Source organism: Nonomuraea sp. CA-143628, from assembly GCF_050942315.1.
In the GTDB taxonomy this organism is placed as follows: domain Bacteria; phylum Actinomycetota; class Actinomycetes; order Streptosporangiales; family Streptosporangiaceae; genus Nonomuraea.
Map to the genome: position 1 here is coordinate 13,672,840 of NZ_CP192072.1, position 23,630 is coordinate 13,696,469.

Here is a 23,630-nt window from a genome sequence, read left to right on the forward strand (position 1 = left end):
ACGGTGTTTGGGCGTCGTCATGTACTGCGGCATCCCCAACGTTTCGCCTTGGCCGGATCCCGGCCCCCCTCCAGTGTCCGAGACCCGGCCAACACGTCGGCCGGAGCGGCCGCACCACGCCGACGCGTTGCCGCACGCTAGCCTCGGCAACGTTGCACACACGTTGCGATCGTTCAATCACCCCTTGCAATCCCCCCGAACCGGTTGCGGCCACCAATCGCGAAGCGGATGCTCACCGTAAGGGGTTGACTACTTGGAGTGGCCCATGTGTCACACACATCCGGAAGCGCACTCTCGCGCGGCGGCGGTTATGGAGGAGGCGGCGTCGGAGGGACCGTACGGGATGGTCACCACAGGGCCGCGCGTCGACCAGGAGAACACGAACGAGATCGGAAACACCCACGACCTCTGCGATGTGCACCCGTTGCAGCCGCTGCTCCCCTTACTCGCCCAGTCACTCACCCACATGGCCGACGAATCCGCCCACATGATGGTCGTGACGGACGCCGACGGCATGGTCCTGTGGCGCGACGGCAACCCTGGCATCCTGCGCGTCGCCACCGAACCCGAGCCCTGCACCGACAGACCTCTCATGCGCGTCCTGCACGTACAGTCACGGAGCGCCGCCCCGATCATCGACCCCGACACCGACCGGGTGCTCGGCTGCGTCGACATCAGCGGCACCGCGCGCTCCCCGCACCCGGCCACGGTCGCGCTGGTCTGCGCCACGGCCAAGCTCGCCGAGACCCAACTCGCCCTGCGCATGCACGAACGCGACGAACGCCTGCGCCGCCGCTACGAGGCCCTGGGCGGCCACCCGGGCATCCTGCTCTCCCCGACCGGACGCGTACTCTCCGGAGACCCGCTGGGCACACTCGGCGAACGGCTCCCGCTACCCGCCCCCGGCGAGCGCATGATCCTCCGGGACGGCCGTTTCGTCCTCCTCGAACCCTTCTCCGACGGCTACCTTCTGCGCGCCGCACCCCCTGCGTCCGCCCCGACGTCCACCCGCCTCCGCCTGCACGGCTTCCTCGGCGAAGGCTCGCCGACCGCCCTGGTGGGCGAGCACCGCCTGCCACTCTCCCTCCGGCACGCCGAGATCCTCGCCCTCCTGGCCCTGCACCCCAGCGGTCTCACCGCCGAACAGCTCTCTTTCCATCTGTACGGCGACGACGGCAATCCGGTGACGATCCGGGTCGAGATCCACCGCCTCCGCGCCGAGCTCGGCGACACGATCGGCGCCCGGCCGTACCGGCTGACCTCACCCATAGAGGCCGACTTCCTGGAGCTCCGGGGCCTGCTGGCGAGCTCGGACCCCGCCTCACTGGCCCGCGTCTACGCCGGCCCCCTGCTGCCGCGCTCGGAGTCGCCCGAGATCCGCCGCGAACGGGACGAATTCGAGGTCCAGGTACGTACGTGTCTGCTGCTGCGCGGCTCACCCGACGATCTGTGGGCGTACGCGCAGACCTCCGGCGGACGGGAGGACTTCGAGGTCCTGCAGCGTCTCGCGACCACCCTCCCCGCGACCGACCACCGCGCCGCCGCCGCCCAAGCCCGCCTACGCGCCTGAGACCGCCGCCGCCCGAGTCTGCCTGAGATGTCGCCGCCCGAGTTTGCCCGCACGCCTGCGACCGTCGGCATTCGAGCCCACCCGCACGCCTGAGACCGCTGCCTTGGACCGCCGGCTCACCGCATGCCCGACCACGGGAGACGGTGTGGCCTCAGAGTTCGCCGATCACCTGGGCGCCGAGCTCGCTCTGGAGGAGGGCCATGCCGGAGCGCGCGTCCACGTCCGCGTCAGCGTCGTTGAGCGGGTCGACCTCGTCGGCCTCCGGACCCTTCCGGCGGTTGGGGACGGCCTCGGGCCAGGCGGCAGCGCTTGCCTGCTGCCTGGAGGCGGGGGCCCTGGGACCCGCCTGGGCGGCTGCCTTCGCGGCCGACCTCGCGGCGGCCAGTCCCGCCCCGGGCGAGCCAGTGCCCGCGCCCACGCTCACGGTTTGTCCCGCGCCCTGGGGCCGGACACCGGTGGTCGAGTCGGTGGGGTCCGGGGTGGGCGGAGAGCCGGGACCCGGATCGTCAGGCGCTTCCGGCCAGGACTCGTCCGTCGTCGGGCGGCCACCGTTTTGTGAGGCGTGGTCGGCTGGTCCGGGTGGTTGGCCCGCCTCCTGAGAACCGGAGTCGTCGTCCGACGAGCCATGCGAATGAGCACGGGCGTGCCCCGGCTGAGCACCGCTCTGCGGGGCTGTCGCAGACCCCGGCTGGTCGTACCGGGAAACGCCCGACTGCGGCGAATCCGTTTGCGGGCCCGAGTGCGAGCCTTGGTGCGGTCCTGTGTGCGAGCCCGCTTGCGGACCCGCGTGAGAGCCCGGCTGCGGACCCGTGGGCGGACCGGACTGAGGCCCCGGCCGCGAGCCCCCAGAGCCCTGCGGGACCGGGGAGCCGCCCACGACCGCCTCAACCCGCCAGGTGCCGCCGAACACATCACCCAGCGCGCCGGCCACCACGGCGTCCTTGCCGCCACCCGTGAAGTTCTTCATCGCGCCGACCTGACCGAAGCCGAGCGTGACCAGGTTGCCCTCGATGCCCACCACCTGGGCGTTGGTGCTCACATTGGCCCAGACGACGATGCTGCGCCGCTTGAGCGCGGCCAACACGGCGGGCCACTGCTGCTGGACCGCCCCACCACCACCAACTGGAGCAGCACCCTGATGGGACGACGCCCCTTGCCCCTGAGGCGCCTGCCCGTGGGACGCCTGGCCTTGGGCCGACGGGCCCTGAGGCGCGGCCGCGTGCGACGTCGGCCCGTGGGACCCGGCGCCGGGCGTCGACGCTGCCTGGGATCCAGCGGGTGACTGCGCGGGCCGCCCGGGCCGAGCCGGCTCCGGCCAGTCATCGGCGCCGCCCCCCTGGGACCCCGCGCTCGCGGACACACCACCCGCCGAACTGTCGGCCTGCGCGCCCCCACCAGCATGAGCGCCATCCCCAGCCTGCGGAACACCAGCATGCGCGGACCCACCACCCTGCGCGGGACCACTCGCGTACTCAGCACCACCATGCACCGGACCACTCGCGTAAGCAGCAGCACCCGCATGGGCCGGACCACTGACCTGCACAGCACCACCAGCAGTCGATGCTGCCCGGGCGGCCATCTGGGCGACGGCGCCGCCGCGTTCGAGGCGTTCAAGACGGGCGAGCAGGGCGTCCTCGCCCTGCGACGCGCCGGGCAGCAGAACGCGAGCGCACATCAACTCAAGCAGGAGCCGCGGCGAGGTCGCGCCGCGCATCTCGGTGAGGCCGGCGTTGAAGATCTCGGCGGCCCGCGTGAGCTCGGCCGGCCCCATGGAGCTCGCCTGCTGGACGAGGCGCTCCAGCTCGTCGGCCGGACGATCGAGCAGGCCGCTGCCCGCGGCCTCGGGGACGTTCGCCAGGATCACCAGGTCGCGGAAGCGTTCGAGCAGGTCGGAGGCGAACCGGCGTGGATCGTGGCCGCCCTCGATCACCCGGTTGACGGTGTGGAAGACCTGCGCTCCGTCACGGGAGGCGAACGCCTGGACGACCTCGTCGAGCAGGTCACCATCGGTGTAGCCGAGCAGCGAGACGGCCTTGGCGTAGGTGATGCCGTCGTCCTCGGCTCCGGCGAGCAGCTGGTCGAGGATGGACAGCGAGTCACGCGCGGACCCGGCTCCCGCGCGTACGACCAGTGGCAGGGCGGTCGGCTCGAACGGCACATTCTCCGCGACCAGAATCTCTTCGAGCAGCGCGCGCAGCGTCGCTGGCGGCATCAGCCGGAAGGGATAGTGGTGGGTCCGCGACTTGATGGTCCCGATGACCTTTTCCGGCTCGGTGGTCGCGAAAATGAACTTCAGGTGCGGCGGAGGCTCCTCGACGAGCTTGAGCAGCGCGTTGAAACCCTCGCGGGTCACCATGTGCGCCTCGTCGATGATGTAGATCTTGTAGCGCGCGGAGACGGGCGCGAAGAAGGCCCGCTCGCGCAGGTCACGCGCGTCGTCCACGCCACCGTGGGAGGCGGCGTCGATCTCGATGACGTCGAGGTGACCCGGCCCGGTGGGGGCGAGCGCGACACACGACTCGCAGACGCCGCACGGGTCGGGGGTGGGGCCCTTCTCACAGTTGAGCGAACGCGCCAGGATGCGGGCGCTGGAGGTCTTGCCGCAGCCGCGCGGCCCGCTGAAGAGGTAGGCGTGGTTGATACGGCCTGTGCGCAGCGCCTGTCGGAGCGGATCTGTGACGTGCTCCTGACCCTTGACCTCGGCGAAGGTCCCAGGTCGGTACCTGCGATAAAGCGCAAGGCTCATGCGACCATCCCGCCTGCGAGGGGGCTCTCAACGAAGAGACCCCCCGCACACCCGCCAGAGCCCGCTTATCCTTGCTGCCTTCCGGCCCTGGGGAGGTTCACAGGATGACGCCGCGCGAGGGGTCCTTGGACAGTCTAGCCACATCCAGCAGTGCTCGCTGCAGCCAAATCGTGGTCTCGCCGGACGTAAATCATGGTCTTGTCACGTACGGGAGTCCGGTAAGCTACTCGGCGGAGGATTCGCCTAGTGGCCGAGGGCGCACGCTTGGAAAGCGTGTATAGGGCAACCTATCAGGGGTTCAAATCCCCTATCCTCCGCGCCTGGTTGAGGTAGTAAACGCGAAGGGGCCGACCCCATCCAAGTCGGCCCCTTTCGCTGTTCCGGGCCTCAGTTGGCTTCGGCGGAGGACTTGTCCCCATCCCAGAGCAGGCCGTCAACCTGCTTTGCCACCGTGTTCCGGATGCCGTCGGTGACGTGCCGGCACCGACGTGCCATGCCGCTACTGGACCACCCCATGATGACCATCACTGTTCGCTCAGGAACCCGACCAGCAGGACGGTCGCGGCGGTGTGCCGGGCGTCGTGGAGCCGCCCATCCCTCAGTCCAGCCGAAGCCAGAAGTTCCTTCCACTCGTGGTAGTCGCTGCATGGGCTGACGGGGCGACCGATCGCCGTGGTGAAGACCCATTTTCCTAAGCGCTTCGCGCAACGTCCGACCAAGGTTTGCGGAGGTGTCGCGGGTCGTCGGCTGCGGTTCGTGGCCAGTCACCCGCGACGTTCCCCATCCACTTCAGGGCGCAAACCGCAGCGAGCCTCGCCGAAACTAGACTCCACGGACGCCGACAACCAGCCAGGGAGGCGCCCCGGTGCACAACCACGAACCAGCCGACTACCACTGCCCGTTCTGCCACCTCACCCCGGACCGGGAACCCGACGTGGTCTACCGCGACGAGCGCGTCTTCGCAATGATCTGCCCCCGCTGGTGGCCGCGGAACGCGGGACATCTGCTGATCATCCCCGTCGCCCATCACGAGAACCTCTACGACCTCCCCGCCGCAGACGGCCACGCGATCTTCGACGCCACCCGAATGCTCGCCCGCGCCATGCGCACCGCCTACGACTGCGCGGGCGTCTCCACCCGCCAGCACAACGAGCCCGCCGGCAACCAAGATGTCTGGCACTTCCACCAGCACCTCTTCCCCCGCCACCCCGGCGACGACCTCTACGGCACACCCCCGCAGCCCGACTGGCTCCCCGCCGACCGCCGCCGCGCCTACGCGGAGCGGCTGCGCGCCGCACTCAACCCCTAGCCAGCAGGCGCGTGCAGATAGTCCATTCGTGAAACTTGACATAAACGTCCAGAAACGTGAAACCAAGATCGTTAGGCTGCGGCGATGGGACGCGCAACCAGATGGCGTCGGAGCCCTTCCCGATGAGATTCTGGCGCAGGACGTTGCACGCGATGACCGATGCCTTCACCACCGCCGGCTTCCGCCTTGCCCTCATCAGCGAGCCCCAGCCCGACCCGGCCGCCCGTGAGCTGTTCCCCGACGACTTCCATGCCCTTTCGACCAAACTCAGCTCCCTGTTCTTCGTCGCCGAGGTACCGCCGTCGGCTCCGGGCTCGGCCTGCTGCCCCCGGCCACCGCATCGGCCGACGAACTGACCAACAGTCTCAGTTCGCGCCCGTACAGGGGCGTTCACCAAGGTCGGCACGGGGGTCTTTGCCCTAGCTTAGAGACCCAGTTACCAGCGGTTAACGAAGGTCTACGGACTCGGAAACGTATATGGAGCAACCGGGCCGGTACGCCATGGGCACCTTCCTGAGCGCCATGGCGATCCATACGGCCACCGACCGCTCGGAGGCGCTCGTCTTCACCTGAGAGTCGATTACATTCGAGTATTTCCCCCGAACCCCATCTGCCCTAAGGTGATCAACGTCAATTGGGGGTCACCGTGGAAAAGTTCGGTCGAACAGGCCTGGTGTTCGTATCTCTCTTGATGGCCGGGATGGCTTCACAACCGGTCGACACCGCCGCAGCCTATCAAGAGCGTCCTATAGTGCATTTCGCGGCATCAACGAGAGTCACGAAGCCACGTGTCCCGAGTCTTCCGAAAAAGCTCTCGGAGCCGATCCGGTACGCCTACTCGCCCTGTGACGGCTTCACGAAGTCATGTGACGACTCATGGCACGTGGTTACCACCTCCGGGAAGCAGTGGGCGGTCCGCGACGCGCTGCCGGATGAGGACATGGGCAAAGTCGCCGTGTCACCGGATGGCGTCTTGCTCGCATACCTGCACGCCAAGAGTGATCGCCTCATGATCCGAGACCTTGAGCAAGGGACGGTCCATATCGTTCCCCTCCCGAAGAACTGGAAAGGATGGGAGGTTTCCTTCGGGTTCTCCCGCAACAGCCGGTGGTTGGCAGTCGACTCGATAGAACACCCCAAGTCACACGCCATCCGGTACGACATGAAAACCGCCAAGGTTCTCACTCTCCCGCGGGCGTGCTGTGTCATCGGCATCGCCGATGCGGGCACGACTTTCATGGCCGTTCACAAGGACTCCGCCAAAACAACTGAGGCATACGCCGTGCGTCCGGGAAGGACGTCGAAGGTCCGATTTCCCATTCTCCCCTACCTGATGCTGGCGAAGACCCATGTCTCTCCCGACGGCCGCCTGCTTGCATTCGACGGCCAGGAGTACGGCGTGCCATCCCGAACCGTTGGCACCTTGGATGCGAAGACCGGCCAGATCGTCAGCCGCATCGCTCCCGACATTGACGGTCTGCTGGAGATCGAAAGCTTCGTCTACTGGTACGACACCGGCAGGGTGCTCATTTGCATCGAGACACAGGAGCATGAACGCCAACTCCACCTGGTCGACGTCCGTACCGGCCTCGCGGAGCGAGTCCCGTTGCCGGAGGAGGCGTTCGATCTCCACTCCGTGATCGTGAGCTCACATGTCGAGGTCGCCGAGTGAGGCTCCGACAGTGAAAGCGACACAAAGTCGGTCAATCCCGACAGCCAGTCTCCCTTGATCACGTCCCGTTCCGGGATGAGGCATGGCATGGTGCTCTGACTTATCGTCGAAGAGGTGGACGATAATGCGGGCCGATTTGGTTCGCGGCGCAGGTCAGAGGCTTGGTCGCGCGTGGCGAAGGGTCTCAGTTCGGGTCTCAGTTCGCTCCCGTCCGAGCACGTTCAGCACCGTGGACCGCACGAACGCCTGGACCGGCAAACCCGCCTTCACCAAGGTCCGCCGTCGCGTGTCCGCCCTCACCCATGGCGCCCCGCCCCCGGCCCGCCGCCGGGAACCACAGGGCGACGCCCGGACAGCAGCACCATCAGGCGGTGACGGGGGCGCGGCGTGCTGCTGGATCAGGCCGCGCGCGAGTTCAGACGTACGGTGCCGGGCGCCTGGACCGGTGGGAGAGCCGTGCGACCCGCGCCTGATGAGCGCATTGGCGGCCCGCCGAGCCGGTCGCCGGAAAATGGTTGTACGGAATCGCGTTCGGGTTGATAGCGTGCGGGAACCGTGACAGGCCGCAAGGAGGTGAGACCCATGAACGCTGTATCGATGTGGGTGCTCCCCCTCGTCATCACGGTTGGGCGATTGACATAGGTGTCGCCGGGAGTGCCTCAACAAGGCAATCCCGAAAGGCAACAACCTATGAATAATTTCACTTCAGACATGGGCGAGCATCCCGTAGTGGTCGCGCGGGTCTCGGAGCGGCAATGGCACGCTGTGGCGGACGACCGAGTGGTCGGCCGCGGCGACACTTCGCGCAGGCCCGACGGACGGATCTTCGTCAGCATCGACGCGTGGCACGGCGCGGTCTTCGACCAACTCGCCGAAGCCATGCTGGCCGACCTGCCGAAGCCGCTGTACACGCTGGTCGACGAAACCGACCTCGAGTTGACGTCCCACTGGGAACGAGCCGGCTTCACGACCAGACGCCGCGAGTGGGAGTACCTCGTACCCACCGACCCGCAGGTCACGGGACTCGGCTCAGCGCCACCGCCGTCGGACGTGACGATCGTGGGCCTCGGCGAGGCGCAGGAGGGCCCTCTGCGCGAGCTGGACCGCGTGATCCGCGACGAGGTCGAAGCCACCGTCGGATGGCAGGAGATGCCGGCTGAGGTATTGCCCCTCCCGGACGGCGTTACCGTGCTGGACCCGTCGAAGTACGCGGTGGCCGCACAATCGGATGGATATGTGGGGCTGCTCCGCGTGGCGCCGGTCATCCGGCAGCCACGGATCGGGCTGATCGCGGTCCGGTCAGACCAGCACCGCCGCGGTATCGCCCGGGCGCTGCTCGCCCACGTGCTGGGCTCGCTGCACCGCCGCGGGATCGAAACGGCATCGGCCGAGGTGAACGAATCCAACGGGGCGGCCATGGCGCTCTTCGAGCGCGTCGGCGCCCAGCGGGCGAGCAGCAACCTGGAGCTGGTACTCCGCTGACGCCCCACCCATCGCCGGGCGAGACGGTCGGGTCACGGCCGCCGTCCGCGACAACCGCGCCCGCCGAGGCGCCCCGATCACGGTTGCGGCAACAGGATCCGTTTCCGCACCGACCTCACAGCCACTCCGGAGAAATCATGGCAAGAAAAGCAGGCGGCATCGAAGTGGAGGGCACCGTCATCGAGTGCCTACGCAACGCCACCTTCAAGGTAGAGCTCGAGAACGGCCACAAGGTGCTGGCGCACATCAGCGGGAAGATACGGAAGAACTACATCAAGATCTTGCCGTACGACCGGGTGCTCGTGGAGATCAGCCCTTACGACCTCACCCGCGGCCGAATCCTCTACCGCTACAGGTAGCGGCGGGCCTCGGTCGATCCCCCATTCTCCATCGGCTCAGAAGAGGGTGTGCCGTGATCACCGCACACCCTCTCTGGCATTCCGAAGGGATCTTCACGGGGCTCCCAGAGCAGGTGGAGGCGGGCCGAACCATCGGGTCAGAGCGCTGGACGGTGGCCTCACGCCTGTCGGCGGGTTCACTCATCGGTATCTCCTGACGCGGGCGTACAGGTGGGCGGTTTGGGAGCGGGACGGCCCATGACGAGATCGGCCGCGCTGGGAAAGCACTCCACGCACGCGGCGTTGATCCGGTAGAAGGCCGAGGTGCCGACACGTTCGACCAGCACGAACCGCACCTCGGACAGAATCCTGAGGTGCGCCGAGACGGTGGACTGGCCCACGTCGACGGCCTCGACGATCTCGCCCACGCTCATCGGCGCGCCACGCCGGGCCAGCAGCGAGACGATCTGCACGCGGGTGGTGTCCGCCAGAGCCCTGAACCAGGAGGCGTACTCGGCGGCGGTAGGCCGATCGAGCGGCCCCTTCTCTCCAGTCATCGTTAATCGACGATAGACGATGAAGAATGGTGGCGGAAGCCTCAGATGACGCCATTCCATGCGGGCATGAGAGCGACCGGACTCAGCAGAGAGTTCAGGTGACGATGGGGCTCCGACGCTCGATCAGTACGACATCCCGCCAGATGCCGTGGTGGCGGCCGATGCGTTCGCGGGTGCCGATCACCCGGAAGCCGGCGCGGGCATGCAGAGCGAGGCTGGCGATGTTCTCGGGGAAGATGCCGGACTGAATGGTCCAGATGCCCGCGGCTTCGGTTGAGGCGATCAGTGCCCGCAGCAGAGCCAGGCCGACGCCTCGTCGGCGGGCACCGGGGTGTACATAGACCGAATGCTCGACCACTCCGGCGTAGGCGCTGCGGGCCGAAGCGGCCGATGCGGCGATCCAGCCGAGTACCCGGCCGGGCGTGTCATCGAGGGCGCCGAGGGCGACGTGGCGGTGGTCGGACAGCTTGGACGCGTCGAACTGGGGCCAGGCCGGGGCGGTGGTCTCGAAGGTGGCCTGGCCTTCGTCGATGCCGAGCTGGTAGACGGCCAGAACCTGATCGGCCTGGGCGGCACGCATGGGCTCGATGAGTGGCCCGTCCGGATTCGCGGTGACGCTCACCTGACCGCAGTGTCCGCGGGAGTGGAGCCGAGGTCGGCGATCAGCGCGCGCACACGGGCCTCGATCGCGTCCCGGATCGGACGTACGGCTGCGACGCCCTGCCCGGCCGGGTCGTCCAGCACCCAGTCCTCGTACCGTTTGCCGGGAAAGATCGGGCAGGCGTCGCCGCAACCCATGGTGATCACGACGTCGCCGGCCTGGACGGCATCGACCGTGAGCACCTTGGGGATCTCGGCGGAGATGTCGATGCCACGCTCTGCCATCGCCTCCACCACGGCCGGGTTCACCTGGTCGGCGGGGGCGGAACCGGCCGAACGCACGCGTACCCGGTCGCCGGCCAGGTGGGTCAGGAAGGCGGCGGCCATCTGGGAGCGGCCGGCGTTGTGCACGCACACGAACAACACCTGCGGCAGCACGTCGGGCACGGGTTTCTCCTATCGAAGCTGATCGGCGGCGGCCTGGTGGGTGGAACCGGTGACGGGTTGCGGGCTGTTCGGGTAGAGCATGACCAGCAGCAGGCCGCCCAGTGCGGCACCGGCCAGCTGGGCGGCGATGAAGCCGGGCACCGAGGCGGGAGCGATCCCGGCGAAGGTGTCGGTGAAGGCCCGCCCCAGGGTGACGGCAGGGTTGGCGAAGCTCGTACTGCTGGTGAACCAGTAGGCGGCGCCGATGTAGCCACCGACCGCGACCGGTGCCAGCGCGGCGCGGCCTTGCCGGGTCAGGGCGAAGATGACCACGATGAGCCCGGCGGTGGCCACCACCTCGCCCAGCAGTAGGTGCGGCGCGGACCGGGCACGAGCCGAGATCTGAACGGCCGGGAGCGCGTACATGGCGTTCGCCAGGACGGCCCCGGCGATGGCTCCGGCGACTTGGGCGGGCACATAGGCCGCCACGTCCCGGCCACGCACCGCCGGGGCGGCGTCTCGTCGGGTGAGCACCCAGGCCGCCACCGAAACGACCGGATTGAAGTGCGCGCCGGACACGGGTCCGAGGATCAAGATGAGCACCGCCAGGCCCGCCGCCGTGGCCAGGCTGTTGGCCAGCAGTTGCACGCCGACGTCACGCGACAGATCGGCCGCCATGATGCCGGAGCCGACCACCACCGCCACCAGGGCGGCCGTGCCGGCGAACTCGGCCAGCGCCCGGCGCGCCAGGTTCACCGCACGTCCGCGGCAAGCGTCTCGGGCAGAGCCAGCACGCCGGTCAGGCGCTTGAGCGTGGCCGCGACGATCCAGTAGTAGACCCAGGTGCCGCGCCGTTCACTGTCGATCAGACCGGCCTCACGCAACACTTTGAGATGGTGCGAGATCGTCGGCGCGGTGACCGTGAAAGCCTCGGTCAGCTCGCACACGCACACCCCGTCGCCGACCTGGCGGCCACTTTCGTGGGCACCGATCAGGGACAGCAGCCGCAACCGGATCGGGTCGCCCAGTGCCTTGAACACGCGGGCCGTCTCGGCGGCCTCGTCTTCCGTGATCGGCTCCGCGATCAGCGGCGTGCAGCATCCGGAGGCGAACACCGGCAGCTCCTGCTTCGACATATCTCTAATTTGACAGACTTCTAAGCAAGAGCGCAAACTCGAGACTACTTAGACATCCGTCGAAACAACGATCGGAGATCGTCATGTCTCGCGTCCAGCTCGCCCTTCGCGTCGCCGACCTGGAGAGCTCGATCACCTTCTACTCCAAGCTGTTCGGCACCGAACCGGCCAAGCTTCGCCCCGGCTACGCCAACTTCGCCATCGCCGAGCCACCGCTCAAGCTGGTGCTGATCGAAGGCGAGGAGGGAGAGGCGACCCGCATGGACCACCTCGGCGTCGAGGTCGAGGACACCGCCCAGGTCGACGCCGCCACCCGGCGGCTCAAGGACGCCGGCCTGGCCACCTTCGAGGAGAACGACACCTCCTGCTGCTACGCCCTCCAGGACAAGGTGTGGGTGCACGGCCCGGGGGCCGAGCCATGGGAGGTGTACGTGGTCAAGGGCGACGCCGACACCCTGACCAAGGAGACCGACTCAGTCTGCTGCACCCCAGCCACCGCATCGGGCGACGAACCGGTCACCGCCTCGAAGAACTGCTGCTGAGCGCGATCGATCTCGCTGTGGTCTGTGGGTCGGCGGATGAGTGGCTGGGCCGGGCGATGTCGTCAACCGCCAATGAGCGGCTAGGCCAGGCGATGTCGTCAACCGCCAGAAACCGCTCGCCGACCACGGTCGCGGGGGTCAAGCCGGTGAACGCCACGACATCCCGATGGAGGTGGGACTGGTCCGCGTAGCCGGCGTCGGCCGCGACTCGGGCCGCGCCTTCACCCGCGACCAGGCGGTGGGCGGCATGGTCGAACCGGACCAGCTTCACGGCACGCTTGGGCGGCAGGCCGAGCTGCGAGCGGAACCGGGACCAAAGGCGCTTACGGCTCCAACCCACCTCGGCCGCCAGCCCGTCGACCCGGACCAGGCCACGGCCGCCGACGATCCGGTCCCAAGCCCAGGCCACCTCCGGGTCCACCGGCGGCGACCCCGCCGCGTACCGGCGGGTGAGCAGCGCGTCCGTCAACGCGAAGCGATCCTCCCACGACGAGACATCGCCCAGCCGCTCGCGGATCCGTGACGCCTCCCGGCCCCACAGGTCGTCGAGAGCCACCACGGCGCCGTCGAGTTCGGCGGGGGAAGCGCCCAGGATCGCGCGGGCGATCACCGGGGACAGGCGCACCTGTACGCACTCGACGTTCTCCCCTCGCGCCCAAAGCGCGCCTCCGGATCCGATCCCGGGCCCGGCGACGACGCTTCCCAACTGCTGCCGCCCGGCGGCATCGGCGAGGATGGGCGAACCGGCGCCGAAGTCCAGCAGCAGCGTCACGGCCGGGTGCGGGACCATCCGCAGCGCATCCAGGTCACGGACCCGGAACCCGGCCATGGTGACACCGGCCACCCGGCTGGGCCGCTGCGGGGACGCGACCTCCCACACAGCCGCACCGTGTACGAACGTCCGCACCGTCCCATGCTACGCACGCGGAGGAGGGGAACATTTGTCCAATCCGCCGGCGCGTACCGGCGGCGACAGTGGCCTCATGACCATTTCCGACGGCGTCAAAGGCCACGCCGAGACGACCCTGTCCCTGGACGGCGACGACATCTACGTGTGCCAGGACGGCCCCGACGACGCCCCCGTACTCCTGCTCATCCACGGGTCCGCGTCCTCGACCCGCTCATGGGACACGCTGGTTCCGCAGCTGACCACGTCCCATCGCGTCATCCGCATCGACCTGCTCGGCCACGGCCGGTCAGCCAAACCGGCCGACCGCGGCTACGCGACCCCGGAGCAGGGACGCCGGGTGGGCGCGGCACTGGACCGGCTCGGCGTCGAGCACGCCATCGTCGTCGGCCATTCCAGCGGCGGGGCGGTCGCCACCGCCCTCACCGAACAGCGGCCCGACCTGGTGACCGCGCTCGCGCTCATCAACACCGGACCCAGCCTGGGCGCCTTCATCGCCTCGGAGTCCGCCGCCATCGCGCCCTCGCAGTGGCCGCCGACCGACAAGCAGCTCCGCCAGTTCGCGAGCACCGGGTTCAGCCGCGCGGGCTACCAGATCCCCCAAGAGCTCCTGAACGAGGTGCGCGCGATGACCTACCACACGCTCACCGCGACGATGCAGGGCATCCGCGAGTATCTGGAACAGCAGGCGCTCCCGGAGCGGCTGACGCCCCTCGGCAAGCCACTGCTGGTGATCTTCGGCGCGGACGACCGGAGATGGCGATCCTCATCCGCCGCCGACTACCGCGCCATTCCGGGCGCGACGGTCGAGTTGCTGCCCGGTCTCGGGCACTCACCCATGCTCGAGGATCCGCCGCGGACCGCCGCACTCCTTCTAGCCTTCACCGCGCGAGCGAACTGATCACTGTCCCCATTTCGGCAGCCAGACGTCAGTGCCAGGTACGTCCACTCGTCTGGAGTCGAGATAGTCGCGGAGTTCGACGAGCGCGGGATGCGGGTTGTCGTCGCGCCAGATCAGTGACATCGGGTAGAGCGGCGCCGGGTCACGTACCGGTATGCGCCGCAGGTCGTAGCTGTCCGGCCACAGATACCGCGAGCCTTCGCCGACAAGGGTCGCCAGTTCGGCGGAGTCCGCGATCTCGGCCAGCAGCGCCTCGATTCCGAAGCTGGGCCCGACCATGTCGATCGTGAGACCGAACGCGGCGGCGAGTTCGTCGTAGTAGCCGGCCCATTCGGTTTCCGGGGCCATGCCGGGCATCCAGATTCGGTGCCCGGCAAGCTGCGCGGGCGTGACAGCGTGAGCTCTGGCGAGCGCGTGGCGGGGTCCTACGAGTAGTTGGTGCGGCTCGTCGATCACTCGGGCGGTCTTGATCGGGTCTGGCAGCCGCCGCGCGGGAACCGTGACGGCGTGGAACGTGGCGTCGATCGTCCCAGCCTCGACAGCGGCGATCGCGGCCTCGACGTCGCCCTTCAGGGTCACGACATCGAGCTCGATCTCGGGATGCGTACGGTAGAAGTCCTGCAGCAGCACCCCAGCCGCGACCCGCCGGTTGACGACGTCGACGCGTAGCGCACGCCGGCCAGGACGTACGGACGCGTCGGCCCGCTCTTCCACCCGGAGAAGCTCACGGGCGTGAGGCAGGAACGCCTGGCCGTCGATGGTGAGCTGGGCTCCGCGCGCCGTACGGGTGAACAGGCGCACACCGAGGTCCTTCTCCAGCATGGCGACGCGCTTGGAGACGGCCTGCTGGGTGATCGACAGCTCTGCGGCGGCTTCCTGGAACTGGCCGGCGTCCGCGACGGCGACGAAGGTCCGCACGGCGTTGAGATCCACACACCACACGCTACTCCCACAACGAATGGTTGTGGCTTCCCGCCAGTCCCGTTGTTTGATCCGCCTTCTCGGCCTTGCTTTGATCGGAGCGGTCAGCGGCAAGTTGTTCTGAGCGGGGAGATGCGGAGCTTCGTGGCTAGACGATCCTTGGGCCGGCGGTTCGGGTGGCTGTGGGCGGCGTACGCGGTCAGCGCCTACGGCTCCGGCTTGGGATTCGGGGCATTACCCCTGATAGCCGTGCTGGTGTTGCATGCCGGCCCCGCCCAGGTGTCCGCGCTGTCCGCTGTAGGACCGGCGGTTGGCGCGCTGATCGCGTTGCCGCTCGGACCGTGGGTGGAGTTCCGGCGCAAGCGGCCGATCATGATCGCGATGGACCTGGCCCGGTTCGCGGCCATGATGACGATCCCGGTCGCCTACGCGTTCAATCGGCTCAGTTTCGTACAGCTGCTGGTTGTCTCGGCGGTGATAGCCGCTGCCAAGATCGCCTTCGGCGCGGCCAGCGGCGCCTACCTCAGGACCCTCGTACGGCCGGACGATCTGCTCGTGGCCAACGCGCGGTTCGAGTCGACGACGTGGAGCTCGATCGCGATCGGGCCGCCGCTCGGCGGAGCGGCGATCGGCCTGTTCGGGCCGGTGACCACCGTGGTGGCCGACGCGCTCAGCTACCTTTTGTCCGCACTGGGGATCAGCGCCATTCGCGGCCGGGAAGAGCCCCCGAGGCGCACCGACAAGAGCCGGGCCAGGGCCGGCGAGCTGCTCGACGGCTGGCGGCACATCCTGACCCATCCCGGGCTGCGGGCGCTCTACTTCAACAATCTGCTCGTCAGCGGGCTCATCATGGCCACCGAGCCGCTGCTGGCCGTGCTCATGCTCCGCGAGCTCGGGTTCTCCCCCTGGGCGTACGGCCTCGCCTTCGCCGCCCCCTGCGTCGGCGGACTGATCGGCTCACGGCTTGCCCGCCGCGTCGTGGCACGGTACGGCCAGCACCAGATCCTCCGTACGGTCGGCACGCTGCGCGCGGTCTGGTTGATCGGCCTCGCCTTCGTCCGTCCCGGTGTCGCCGGCCTCGCGATCGTGATGGCTGTCGAGTTCGCGATCATCATCAGCATGAGCCTGTACAACCCGGTACTCGCCACCTACCGGCTTGAACACACTCCACACGACCGCACCGCCCGCACCCTGTCGGCCTGGTCGATCAGCAGCAGCGCCGCCATCGCCATCTTGAGCGCGCTCGCCGGACTGCTCGCCGACGCCACCAGCCCACGCGCGGCCATCACGATCGCGGGAGTGCTGATCCTCGCCAGCCCGCTGCTGCTGCCCCGCCGCCAGAGTCCCGAACTTGTACCCGGCCTTGAGCCGACAACAACTGGTCGGACGAAGCCAAGTAATAAGTGAAATTTTCGGCGCGCGAATGCGACTCTTGCAATCAGCTGCCGGGAAACCACTTCTGACAGCAGATTCGCATTCTCTCCCGCACGAGGCCGGCGATATGTGGCCTGCTTCATTCCGGTTTCGGCCCGTTGGCCGCGCGGCTGCTGGAAATTCTTGGTCAGTACGCGGAACGACTGCCGCTGCCCGTTCGCCCGGCGGTCCGCGCCCTGGCCGGTCGTCATACGGCTACGGCTTCCGCGATCACGATGACGGCGACGGCCTTCGGCATCGCGTTGACGGTCGTCGCGGTCGGCGTGACGGGGCAGAGCAGAGCCGACTACCTCCCTCGGGCCCGGCCCGTATCACTACCGCACATCTACCGAAAATTTTCTGCGCACAACAGTCGGCCGGCGGCCTCGCTCGATCCATAAATCAAAAACCCGGCTTGGGGTGCGTCCGAATTATCCGGCGTGGCGACATGAACAGCGGACATGACGCCAGGTGATCATGTCGATACGCGCCACCAATGGTCCGATATCAACAACACGCCATGACGCAGGTCCCGCGAATGCACCTATCGATCTACAGATCGTCAGCCATCTTTGTAAGTATTGCGTTTCTTTCGGACGAGACGGATCATTTCGATCATGGGTTGTGTCGCCGCCCAGGGGGGTGAGTCCCACACCGTTTCGTGCTCAGGAAGGACGATTCATGATCCGTCGCGCACTGGTCGCCGCAGCCCTGGCCACCACTGCTCTCATCGCCCTCCCCACCGGCCCCGCGCAGGCCTTGGCCTGCCCGGAAAACTACCTCTGCATCACCACCTACTACTCCGACGCCACCCACACCACCGAGGTCGGACTGAGAGAGGAACTCTGCGACGGCACCCTGTACGTCTGGGGTGTGCGCACCAACTACTCGGACTACTACCGAGGCCCCTGCTGAGCGGAACGGGAAACGCCGGGCAGTTCGTTTCCAGCGATCCCGCTTTCGTGCTGACGAAGGACCGTTCATGATCCGTCGCGCCTCATCGCCCTAGCCTGGCGACCATCGTCCTCGTCGCCCTCCCGACCGGTCCGGCACAGGCCAGGGCCGTCGCGGACCTATGAGCCGTTTCCCGGCAACTCTGCCGGGTCCCATCCGCTTTCCCGCAATCAGGAAGGACGATTCATGATCCGTCGCGTACTCGGCATCGCGACCTTGGCCGCCGCCGCACTCGCTGTCGTACCGGCCACCGCACAAGCCGGCACGCTGGGCTTCCGCTGCCCGGCCGGCTACATGTGCAACACGGCGTACTACTCCGACCCCGAGCACAACAACGTGGTCGGAGCCAAGACGGAATTCTGCGACGGTCAGGTCAACAGCTGGGGCACCACCTCCCGCTACAGCGAATGGACCTCGAGCCCCTGTAACTGAACGAAGGCATACAGGCGGGGTCGCGCACCGGCGGCCCCGCCGGATTTCCGTCCGGGCGAACAGGCGCCGATATTGTGAGCTCGCTCACAATGTGTCACAGCCGAGCAGGGCATGCCGTCTTAGAGGCCATGACAAACGCGGAACAGACCTCGGTATTGATCACTGGTGCCAACAAAGGACTCGGCCTCGAGGCAGCCCGGCGGCTCGGCGAGCTGGGTTGGACGATCTTTCTCGGCTCGCGTGACGAAGGCCGCGGGCGGGCAGCCGCCGACAAGCTGGCCACCGGTGGCGCGAACGTGGTCATGGTCCCCCTGGACGTGACCTCGGACGAATCGGTCACCGCCGCCGCAGACCTCGTCCGGAAGCACACCGACCGGCTGGATGTGCTGATCAACAACGCCGGCGCGCCAGGAAAGGCCATCGCACCGGCGGACGCGACCGTCGACGAGATTCATTCCGTCTACGACACCAACGTGTACGGACCGATCAGGGTCACGAACGCGTTCCTGCCCTTGCTGCGGGCGGCGGACCATCCGCGGGTGGTGATGGTGTCCAGCGGTGGCGGCTCCTTCGCGGTCGTGACCGATCCGGAGCAGCCCGTCTCGAAGATGCACGAGCTCGCCTACAGCTCGTCGAAAGCGGCGCTGAACATGATCACTGTCCGGTACGCCCAGGCGCTCCCGGAGATCAAGTTCAACATCGCCACTCCCGGAGAAGTCGCCAATCGCACATTCGCCGCCACCGACATGAACCATCACACCGGGCAGCTGACGGTCACCGAGGGCACCGACTCGATCGTGAGGCTGGCGACGATCGACGCCGACGGGCCGACCGGCATCTTCGTCGATCGCCTCGGCCCCGTCGCCTGGTGACCGCCGCGCGACCGTGATCGACGATCCGAGGGCCCCGGTTACCCTCCTCGAAGGACGTGCTGAGGGCCCCGATACTCTCCTCGAACAGCGAGATGAGCGGCAGTAGGCGAGTTGGCGGAGGGATTCGGTGTCTGGGCCGGCGGATGAGACGGGCGCGGTCGCGTACCGGCCGCTGCTGTTCTCCATCGCCTACGGGATGACCGGGTCGGTGGGCGACGCCGAGGACATCGTGCAGGACGCGTTCCTCGGCCTGACCCGGGCACGCCAGGCCGGGACCACGATCGCCGACCTGAAGGCGTACCTGACGACGACGGTGACGCGGCTGGGCATCGACCACCTGCGGTCGGCGCGGGTGCGGCGGGAGACGTACGTCGGGGACTGGCTGCCCGAGCCGGTCGTCGTGACCGCCGATGGGCAGGGGCCGGTCGAGCACGTCGAGCTGGCCGACTCGCTGACGATGGCGTTCCTCGTGCTGCTGGAGTCCCTTTCGCCAGTGGAGCGAGCGGTGTTCATGCTGCGCGAGGTGTTCGGGTACGGCTACCCGGACGTGGCCAAGGTGACCGGCAAGACCGAGGTGAACTGCCGGCAGATCTTCACCCGCGCCAGGCAGCGCATCGCCGCCGGGAGGCGGGGGCGCGACAGCGCTCCGTCCCCGGCGTCGCGCGACAGCGTGCCGCCTCCGGCGCGGCGGGCGGAAGGCGAGAAGCTCGCCCGCAGGTTCTTCGAGGCCGCCGCCGGCGGCGACATGGACGCGCTGCTCGGCATGCTCGCGCCCGACGCCGTGCTCATCGGGGACGGCGGCGGCAAGGCGCAGGCGATCGGCAAGCCCGCGACCGAGCCCCGGCGCGTCGCGCAACTGCTCGTCGGCGGGTTCCGCCGGATCCGGATGCTCGGCGTCTCCTTCCGGCCGGCCTGGGTCAACGACCGGCCGGGCGCGGTGATGTACGACGCCGAAGGGCGCGTGGCCAGCGTGGTCGAGCTCGACATCGCCGACGGCGTGGTCCAGGCGATCCATTCGGTGGCCAATCCCGACAAGCTCGGCCATCTCGGACCGGTATCCGATGTGGCGCGACTGCCGGAGAAGAACTGATCTCGCGTCCGAGCGAGTGGCGAGCGCCGTAGACCCGAGCGAGCGGCAGGTCCGAGCTCGGTAGAACGAGGCGGCTCGACACGTCTGGACAAATTGGGCATTGACGAAAAATACTTACATGTTTTGATGGATCAAGTCGGAAAGTTTCACCACCTCATCGGGGGACCCCCTGCACAGCCCACCCCAAGGAGGACGCGCATGGTGCGCCGCCAGCCCACTGACCCCCCACCCATCGACTTATACGCCTCCGTCCAAGGAGAGGTCTCCTGGTTCTGCTGCGGCACAGCCTGGGGACCGTGCAGCACCACCGGCAAGGGCGCCTGCGGCACCTGCAACTCGGGCAGCCTCCAGCACGCCTGGCCCAACACCTCCGACGCCTGCTTGGCCATCACCCACCCCGACACCTGCGGCGTCAGCCTCTCCCGGCGGACCTGCGGGTTCCAGCACAAGATCACGGCGCTCTGCAGCGGCACCAGCGTCGTCACCGCCATCGCCGACTGCGGCCCCCAGACGGACCTGTTCTGCGGTGAGAAGAGCTGCTGCGGCGCGACCTGCGCCAGCAACCGCCTGATCGACCTCACCCCGGCCGCCTACAGCAAGATCGCCAGCCTCTCCGCCGGCCTGAGGCCCTGCGAGATCTCGACCCCCTAGGGAGCTGACGATGACCAGTAGACGGCAAATGCTCAAGTCCGCCCTGCTCGGGGGCGGGGCCAGCGTGGTCGCCGCGACCGCGCTGGGCTCGCTCGGCCCGGAGGCGGCGTTCGCCACGGCCAGGGCGCCCGAAGTGGAGCCCGGCACCGTCGACCCCAACTTCGCCGAGGGCCGGATCCGCTCCATCAAGGACAACACGCTCCTCGTCCTGGGCTCGAACATGGTCTTCCACAACATCCGGGTCGTGGACGGCACGAGCCTCTGGAAGCTGGGGCCCGTCCCCTTCGACCAGGCCAAGCCGGGTGACGGCCTGTACGCCCGAGGTGTGCGGATGCCCGACGGGGTGCTCGCCGCCGAGTCGGTGTGGCTCAACATCGTCAACATCAAGGGCCACATCAAGAACATCACCAGCGACAAGATCCACCTCGACCACAACGGCCAAGAGGTCCTCTGCCACGTCGTGTCGGGCAAGTCGGTCGCCGTCCACTCCGAGTCACCGCCGTCCGCGGACCTGTCGATGCTGCGGGTGAGCCAGCACGTGCAGATCCTCGGCGCGTGGCGACCGGACACCAACGAGGTCGACATCGCCACCGTCTTCTCCCCCCACTAGGAGCGACACATGCAAGGGATCGCCGCGCTTCAGCCGTACGTGATCGCCCTCTTCCTCGTCTGGGCGGCCCTGATGAAACTGTTCAGCCGTCGAATGCGGGCGGAAGCCGGACGGACCGCACTGGCCCGGCTGGTCGGCTCGGCGCGCGCGGTCCCCACGCTCCGCCTCGTCGGGGTGGTGGAGCTCGCGGTGGCGGCCGCGCTGCTGCTACCGCCCGCCACCCCTGAGGAGGGCGCGGCCGCCGCCGTGCTCTCGGCGGGGTTCCTCGCCTATCTCGCCTATGCGTACGCGGCCGCGCCCACGTCGTCGTGCGGCTGCCTGGGCGCGCACTCCCATCCCGTGGACCTGCGTGCCTTCGCCCGCGCGGGGCTGCTGTGCGTCGCGGGCGTCGCGGCGATCTGGGCAGGGCCTTACCCGCTGGATCTCCCGCTCGTCGCGCTGGGTCTGGTGGAGGTCGTCGCCCTGCTGGGCCTCTCGGCGGAGCTGGACCGTTTCTGGCTGAGCCCACTGCGCCAGCTCCTCGTACGGCTCCGCCGCCCGCTGGCCGTACGCTCACCAGGGGAGATCCCGCTGGAGGTCTCGCTGCACCTGCTCTACCTCAGCCCCGCGTACTGCTCGGCGTCCGCGCAGCTCACCTCGGACGTACAGGACGTGTGGGACGAGGACGGCCTGCGGTTCGTGGTGTATGGGGCGCGCGAGCGGACGGCCGTCTTCTCCATCCCCCTTGCCGGAGCCGACCCCTCGGCCGTCCGCGTCGCGCTCACCTGATCAGGGCGTCTGACCGGGCTGATCGACGATCCCCGAGCCCAGCACGGACATGGAGCGGGTCTCGCCGTCCTGCTCGACCTTGATGCCCATGTAGTGGTAGTCCTCCGGGTCGAGGATGTACGTGCCCTTGCCCGCCTCGCCCAGGTCCAGGACGACGCCTATCCCCTTGCGACCGTCACCGTCCGAGATGTTCTCCTGGACGGTGACGTTCGGGATCTTCGCCAGGGCCCGGTACATCGCCGCCGCCTTGTCCGGCGGGATCATCGGCCCGAACTTCAGATACCACCCGATCGCCCCGAAGGCGTTGACGTCCGGGAGCGAGCCTTCCGGGCAGGCGGGCTGGCAGATGGACATCGGATACCGCTCCTCCTTGAGCCCGCGGAAGTGCGCCAGCAGCTCATCGGCATCGGCGGGCAGGGCCTCCAGTTCCTGTGCGGTCTTGCCCGGGTTCGTCGGGCCCTTCTCTCCGTTTCCGATCTTCAGCTTGCCCTTGACCCGTACGGCGTCCTTCGCCCCGTCCATCCGGCTCCAGTGCTCGAAGTCCGGGATGTTGCCGCCCATGTGCTGTGACTCTCTGAGGTAGAACCACTGGTCGGAGCGGATCTCGACGGCCTTGGTACGCGCGGCGACGAGGGCCGCGTTCTCCAGCAATCCGATCGCGTCGGGCTGCCGCAGTTTGACCGGCTGCTCGGCGCCGCCGAGTTGGGTCACGGTCACCGCGGCGGCGGCCACACCACAGGCGACCAGGGCAAGACCCCAGCGCGGGCGGAGATCGGGCGATCACCGCGGCATCGTCGGCCGTCTCCACGGCCTCGGGCCAGGGTGGTGTGCCCGTCCGGCTCTCGTGTCGCATCTCGTGCCTCTCGGGTGTCTGTCATGACACGAGTAATTGCCGCCAGGAGGCCACCCGGTTCCCGAAATATCGCCCACCGAGCTCAGCCGCGCGGCTGGGGCCGATGGGCCTGAGGCGACGCGCGCCTATGCCGGCGCGAGGGCCTTGGAGCGGTCGGCGATGAGGTGGACGGCGATGCCGGCGAGCACGGTGCCCATGAGGTACCGCTGGATCCGCAGCCAGAGCGGGCGGCCGGCCAGGAAGGCCGCCAGCGTGCCCGCCGACACCGCGATCAGCGCGTTGACCAGGGTGCCGATGAGGATCTGGACCGAGCCGAGCGCGAGGCTCTGCAGCAGCACGTGCCCCATGGCCGGGTCGATGAACTGCGGCAGCAGCGAGAGGTACAGGATCGCGATCTTCGGATTCAGCAGGCAGGTGAGCAGGCCCATGGCGAAGAGCTTGCGCGGCGGCTCGATCGCCAGCTCGCGCGGCTCGAAGGCGGAGGTGCCGCCGGGCTTGACGGCGTTCCAGGCCAGCCAGAGCAGGTAGGCGGCGCCGGCGAGCTTGAGCGCGGTGTAGGCGGCGGGTACGTACGCGAAGATCGCCGTCAGGCCCAGGCAGGTGGCCGTCAAATAGACGGTGAACCCGAGCGCCACCCCGATGAGGGAGATCAGGCCGGCCCGGCGGCCCTGGGTGATGGAGCGCGACACCAGATAGATCATGTTCGGCCCAGGGGTGAGAACCATGCCCAGCGACACCAACGCGATTCCCAGCAGACCACCCGTCATATGGGCAGATTAGCGGACATTGCGCCCGGCCACCTGTGAATACTCTGCGTAAGCGCACGGGTATGAGAGGTTCACCAGTGGCATCTATACGCCCCTTTCGGGAAGCTGTCATC

The 23,630-nt window shown here is 68.3% G+C and carries 26 protein-coding genes, 1 tRNA gene and 1 other RNA gene; 17 read left to right on the plus strand and 11 right to left on the minus strand.

From position 1 onward, the window contains the following. The first annotated feature begins 343 nt into the window (after window positions 1-343). Window positions 344-1,570 carry a transcriptional regulator gene (locus ACQP2T_RS62775; protein ID WP_433514061.1) on the plus strand — a complete coding sequence of 409 codons (1,227 nt, stop codon included), beginning with the start codon at window positions 344-346 and terminating at the stop codon, window positions 1,568-1,570. A 151-nt stretch (window positions 1,571-1,721) separates the two neighbouring features. On the opposite strand, the gene ACQP2T_RS62780 is transcribed toward ACQP2T_RS62775, so the two are convergent. Together ACQP2T_RS62780 and ffs are read right to left on the minus strand one after the other, a co-directional pair. Continuing rightward, a complete protein-coding gene (locus ACQP2T_RS62780) occupies window positions 1,722-4,316 on the minus strand; it encodes a DNA polymerase III subunit gamma and tau (RefSeq protein ID WP_433514062.1) in 2,595 nt (864 codons plus the stop codon). Window positions 4,317-4,347: 31 nt separating this feature from the next. Next, window positions 4,348-4,443, minus strand: an RNA gene (gene ffs / locus ACQP2T_RS62785) — signal recognition particle sRNA small type. A gap of 105 nt (window positions 4,444-4,548) precedes the next feature. On the opposite strand from ffs, the gene ACQP2T_RS62790 reads away from it, so the two are divergent. From ACQP2T_RS62790 to infA, 6 genes are all read left to right on the plus strand, one after another. Continuing rightward, window positions 4,549-4,633: transfer RNA gene (locus ACQP2T_RS62790), tRNA-Ser, on the plus strand. 548 nt (window positions 4,634-5,181) lie between these two features. Continuing rightward, window positions 5,182-5,625, plus strand: coding sequence for an HIT family protein (locus tag ACQP2T_RS62795; RefSeq protein WP_433514063.1), 444 nt, complete (start codon window positions 5,182-5,184; stop codon window positions 5,623-5,625). 122 nt (window positions 5,626-5,747) lie between these two features. Beyond that, entirely contained in the window at window positions 5,748-5,981 is a 234-nt protein-coding gene (locus tag ACQP2T_RS62800) for a hypothetical protein (protein ID WP_433514064.1), read from the plus strand. A gap of 278 nt (window positions 5,982-6,259) precedes the next feature. Beyond that, on the plus strand, window positions 6,260-7,297 hold the full coding sequence (locus tag ACQP2T_RS62805) for a hypothetical protein (RefSeq protein WP_433514065.1): 1,038 nt from the start codon (window positions 6,260-6,262) through the stop codon (window positions 7,295-7,297). Between the two features lie 711 nt (window positions 7,298-8,008). Continuing rightward, window positions 8,009-8,779: a GNAT family N-acetyltransferase gene (locus ACQP2T_RS62810; protein ID WP_433514066.1), complete on the plus strand. Its 771-nt coding sequence runs from the start codon at window positions 8,009-8,011 to the stop codon at window positions 8,777-8,779. Window positions 8,780-8,916: 137 nt separating this feature from the next. After that, on the plus strand, window positions 8,917-9,138 hold the full coding sequence (gene infA / locus ACQP2T_RS62815; RefSeq protein ID WP_433514067.1) for a translation initiation factor IF-1: 222 nt from the start codon (window positions 8,917-8,919) through the stop codon (window positions 9,136-9,138). Between the two features lie 176 nt (window positions 9,139-9,314). On the opposite strand, the gene ACQP2T_RS62820 is transcribed toward infA, so the two are convergent. The 5 genes from ACQP2T_RS62820 to ACQP2T_RS62840 form a co-directional block, all read right to left on the minus strand. Next, window positions 9,315-9,674 carry an ArsR/SmtB family transcription factor gene (locus ACQP2T_RS62820; RefSeq protein WP_433514068.1) on the minus strand — a complete coding sequence of 120 codons (360 nt, stop codon included), beginning with the start codon at window positions 9,672-9,674 and terminating at the stop codon, window positions 9,315-9,317. A gap of 94 nt (window positions 9,675-9,768) precedes the next feature. After that, complete coding sequence (locus ACQP2T_RS62825) at window positions 9,769-10,296, minus strand: N-acetyltransferase family protein (RefSeq protein ID WP_433514069.1); 528 nt, start codon at window positions 10,294-10,296, stop codon at window positions 9,769-9,771. Beyond that, window positions 10,293-10,661: an arsenate reductase ArsC gene (locus tag ACQP2T_RS62830; protein ID WP_433520000.1), complete on the minus strand. Its 369-nt coding sequence runs from the start codon at window positions 10,659-10,661 to the stop codon at window positions 10,293-10,295. Before ACQP2T_RS62830 ends, ACQP2T_RS62825 begins: the two co-directional genes overlap by 4 nt. A gap of 69 nt (window positions 10,662-10,730) precedes the next feature. Next, window positions 10,731-11,456: an aquaporin gene (locus ACQP2T_RS62835; RefSeq protein ID WP_433514070.1), complete on the minus strand. Its 726-nt coding sequence runs from the start codon at window positions 11,454-11,456 to the stop codon at window positions 10,731-10,733. Next, window positions 11,453-11,836 carry an ArsR/SmtB family transcription factor gene (locus tag ACQP2T_RS62840; protein ID WP_433514071.1) on the minus strand — a complete coding sequence of 128 codons (384 nt, stop codon included), beginning with the start codon at window positions 11,834-11,836 and terminating at the stop codon, window positions 11,453-11,455. Before ACQP2T_RS62840 ends, ACQP2T_RS62835 begins: the two co-directional genes overlap by 4 nt. Window positions 11,837-11,919: 83 nt before the next feature. Here ACQP2T_RS62840 and ACQP2T_RS62845 point away from each other — a divergent pair, with 83 nt between their 5' ends. Further along, a complete protein-coding gene (locus ACQP2T_RS62845; protein WP_433514072.1) occupies window positions 11,920-12,378 on the plus strand; it encodes an ArsI/CadI family heavy metal resistance metalloenzyme in 459 nt (152 codons plus the stop codon). Here the strand turns inward: ACQP2T_RS62845 and ACQP2T_RS62850 are convergent. Continuing rightward, a complete protein-coding gene (locus tag ACQP2T_RS62850; protein ID WP_433514073.1) occupies window positions 12,353-13,285 on the minus strand; it encodes a helix-turn-helix domain-containing protein in 933 nt (310 codons plus the stop codon). The two genes, ACQP2T_RS62845 and ACQP2T_RS62850, sit on opposite strands and share 26 nt — an antisense overlap. A 76-nt stretch (window positions 13,286-13,361) precedes the next feature. Between ACQP2T_RS62850 and ACQP2T_RS62855 the strand changes: the two genes are divergently transcribed. Continuing rightward, window positions 13,362-14,186 carry an alpha/beta fold hydrolase gene (locus tag ACQP2T_RS62855; RefSeq protein ID WP_433514074.1) on the plus strand — a complete coding sequence of 275 codons (825 nt, stop codon included), beginning with the start codon at window positions 13,362-13,364 and terminating at the stop codon, window positions 14,184-14,186. Here ACQP2T_RS62855 and ACQP2T_RS62860 read toward each other — a convergent pair whose 3' ends face one another. Further along, window positions 14,187-15,119, minus strand: coding sequence for a LysR family transcriptional regulator (locus ACQP2T_RS62860; protein WP_433514075.1), 933 nt, complete (start codon window positions 15,117-15,119; stop codon window positions 14,187-14,189). Between the two features lie 132 nt (window positions 15,120-15,251). Here ACQP2T_RS62860 and ACQP2T_RS62865 point away from each other — a divergent pair, with 132 nt between their 5' ends. The 8 genes from ACQP2T_RS62865 (at window position 15,252) to ACQP2T_RS62900 (ending at window position 21,897) form a co-directional block, all read left to right on the plus strand. After that, the gene (locus tag ACQP2T_RS62865; protein WP_433514076.1) at window positions 15,252-16,514 is read left to right on the plus strand and encodes an MFS transporter; all 1,263 of its coding nucleotides are present in this window, start codon (window positions 15,252-15,254) and stop codon (window positions 16,512-16,514) included. A gap of 687 nt (window positions 16,515-17,201) precedes the next feature. Then, a complete protein-coding gene (locus ACQP2T_RS62870; protein ID WP_433514077.1) occupies window positions 17,202-17,435 on the plus strand; it encodes a DUF6289 family protein in 234 nt (77 codons plus the stop codon). A 225-nt stretch (window positions 17,436-17,660) separates the two neighbouring features. Continuing rightward, on the plus strand, window positions 17,661-17,906 hold the full coding sequence (locus tag ACQP2T_RS62875) for a DUF6289 family protein (RefSeq protein WP_433514078.1): 246 nt from the start codon (window positions 17,661-17,663) through the stop codon (window positions 17,904-17,906). Between the two features lie 128 nt (window positions 17,907-18,034). Further along, complete coding sequence (locus tag ACQP2T_RS62880; RefSeq protein ID WP_433514079.1) at window positions 18,035-18,778, plus strand: SDR family oxidoreductase; 744 nt, start codon at window positions 18,035-18,037, stop codon at window positions 18,776-18,778. Window positions 18,779-18,905: 127 nt separating this feature from the next. After that, the gene (sigJ, locus tag ACQP2T_RS62885; protein WP_433514080.1) at window positions 18,906-19,868 is read left to right on the plus strand and encodes an RNA polymerase sigma factor SigJ; all 963 of its coding nucleotides are present in this window, start codon (window positions 18,906-18,908) and stop codon (window positions 19,866-19,868) included. A gap of 198 nt (window positions 19,869-20,066) precedes the next feature. Beyond that, complete coding sequence (locus ACQP2T_RS62890; RefSeq protein WP_357937936.1) at window positions 20,067-20,519, plus strand: hypothetical protein; 453 nt, start codon at window positions 20,067-20,069, stop codon at window positions 20,517-20,519. Window positions 20,520-20,529: 10 nt separating this feature from the next. Further along, entirely contained in the window at window positions 20,530-21,129 is a 600-nt protein-coding gene (locus tag ACQP2T_RS62895; protein WP_357655210.1) for a cell wall protein, read from the plus strand. A 9-nt stretch (window positions 21,130-21,138) separates the two neighbouring features. Beyond that, window positions 21,139-21,897 (plus strand): MauE/DoxX family redox-associated membrane protein, encoded by a 759-nt coding sequence (locus ACQP2T_RS62900; protein WP_433514081.1) that lies wholly within the window; start codon window positions 21,139-21,141, stop codon window positions 21,895-21,897. On the opposite strand, the gene ACQP2T_RS62905 is transcribed toward ACQP2T_RS62900, so the two are convergent. Together ACQP2T_RS62905 and ACQP2T_RS62910 are read right to left on the minus strand one after the other, a co-directional pair. After that, window positions 21,898-22,614 (minus strand): CU044_5270 family protein, encoded by a 717-nt coding sequence (locus tag ACQP2T_RS62905; protein WP_433514082.1) that lies wholly within the window; start codon window positions 22,612-22,614, stop codon window positions 21,898-21,900. 261 nt (window positions 22,615-22,875) lie between these two features. Beyond that, entirely contained in the window at window positions 22,876-23,517 is a 642-nt protein-coding gene (locus ACQP2T_RS62910; RefSeq protein WP_357937945.1) for a LysE family translocator, read from the minus strand. Between the last annotated feature and the right edge of the window lie 113 nt (window positions 23,518-23,630).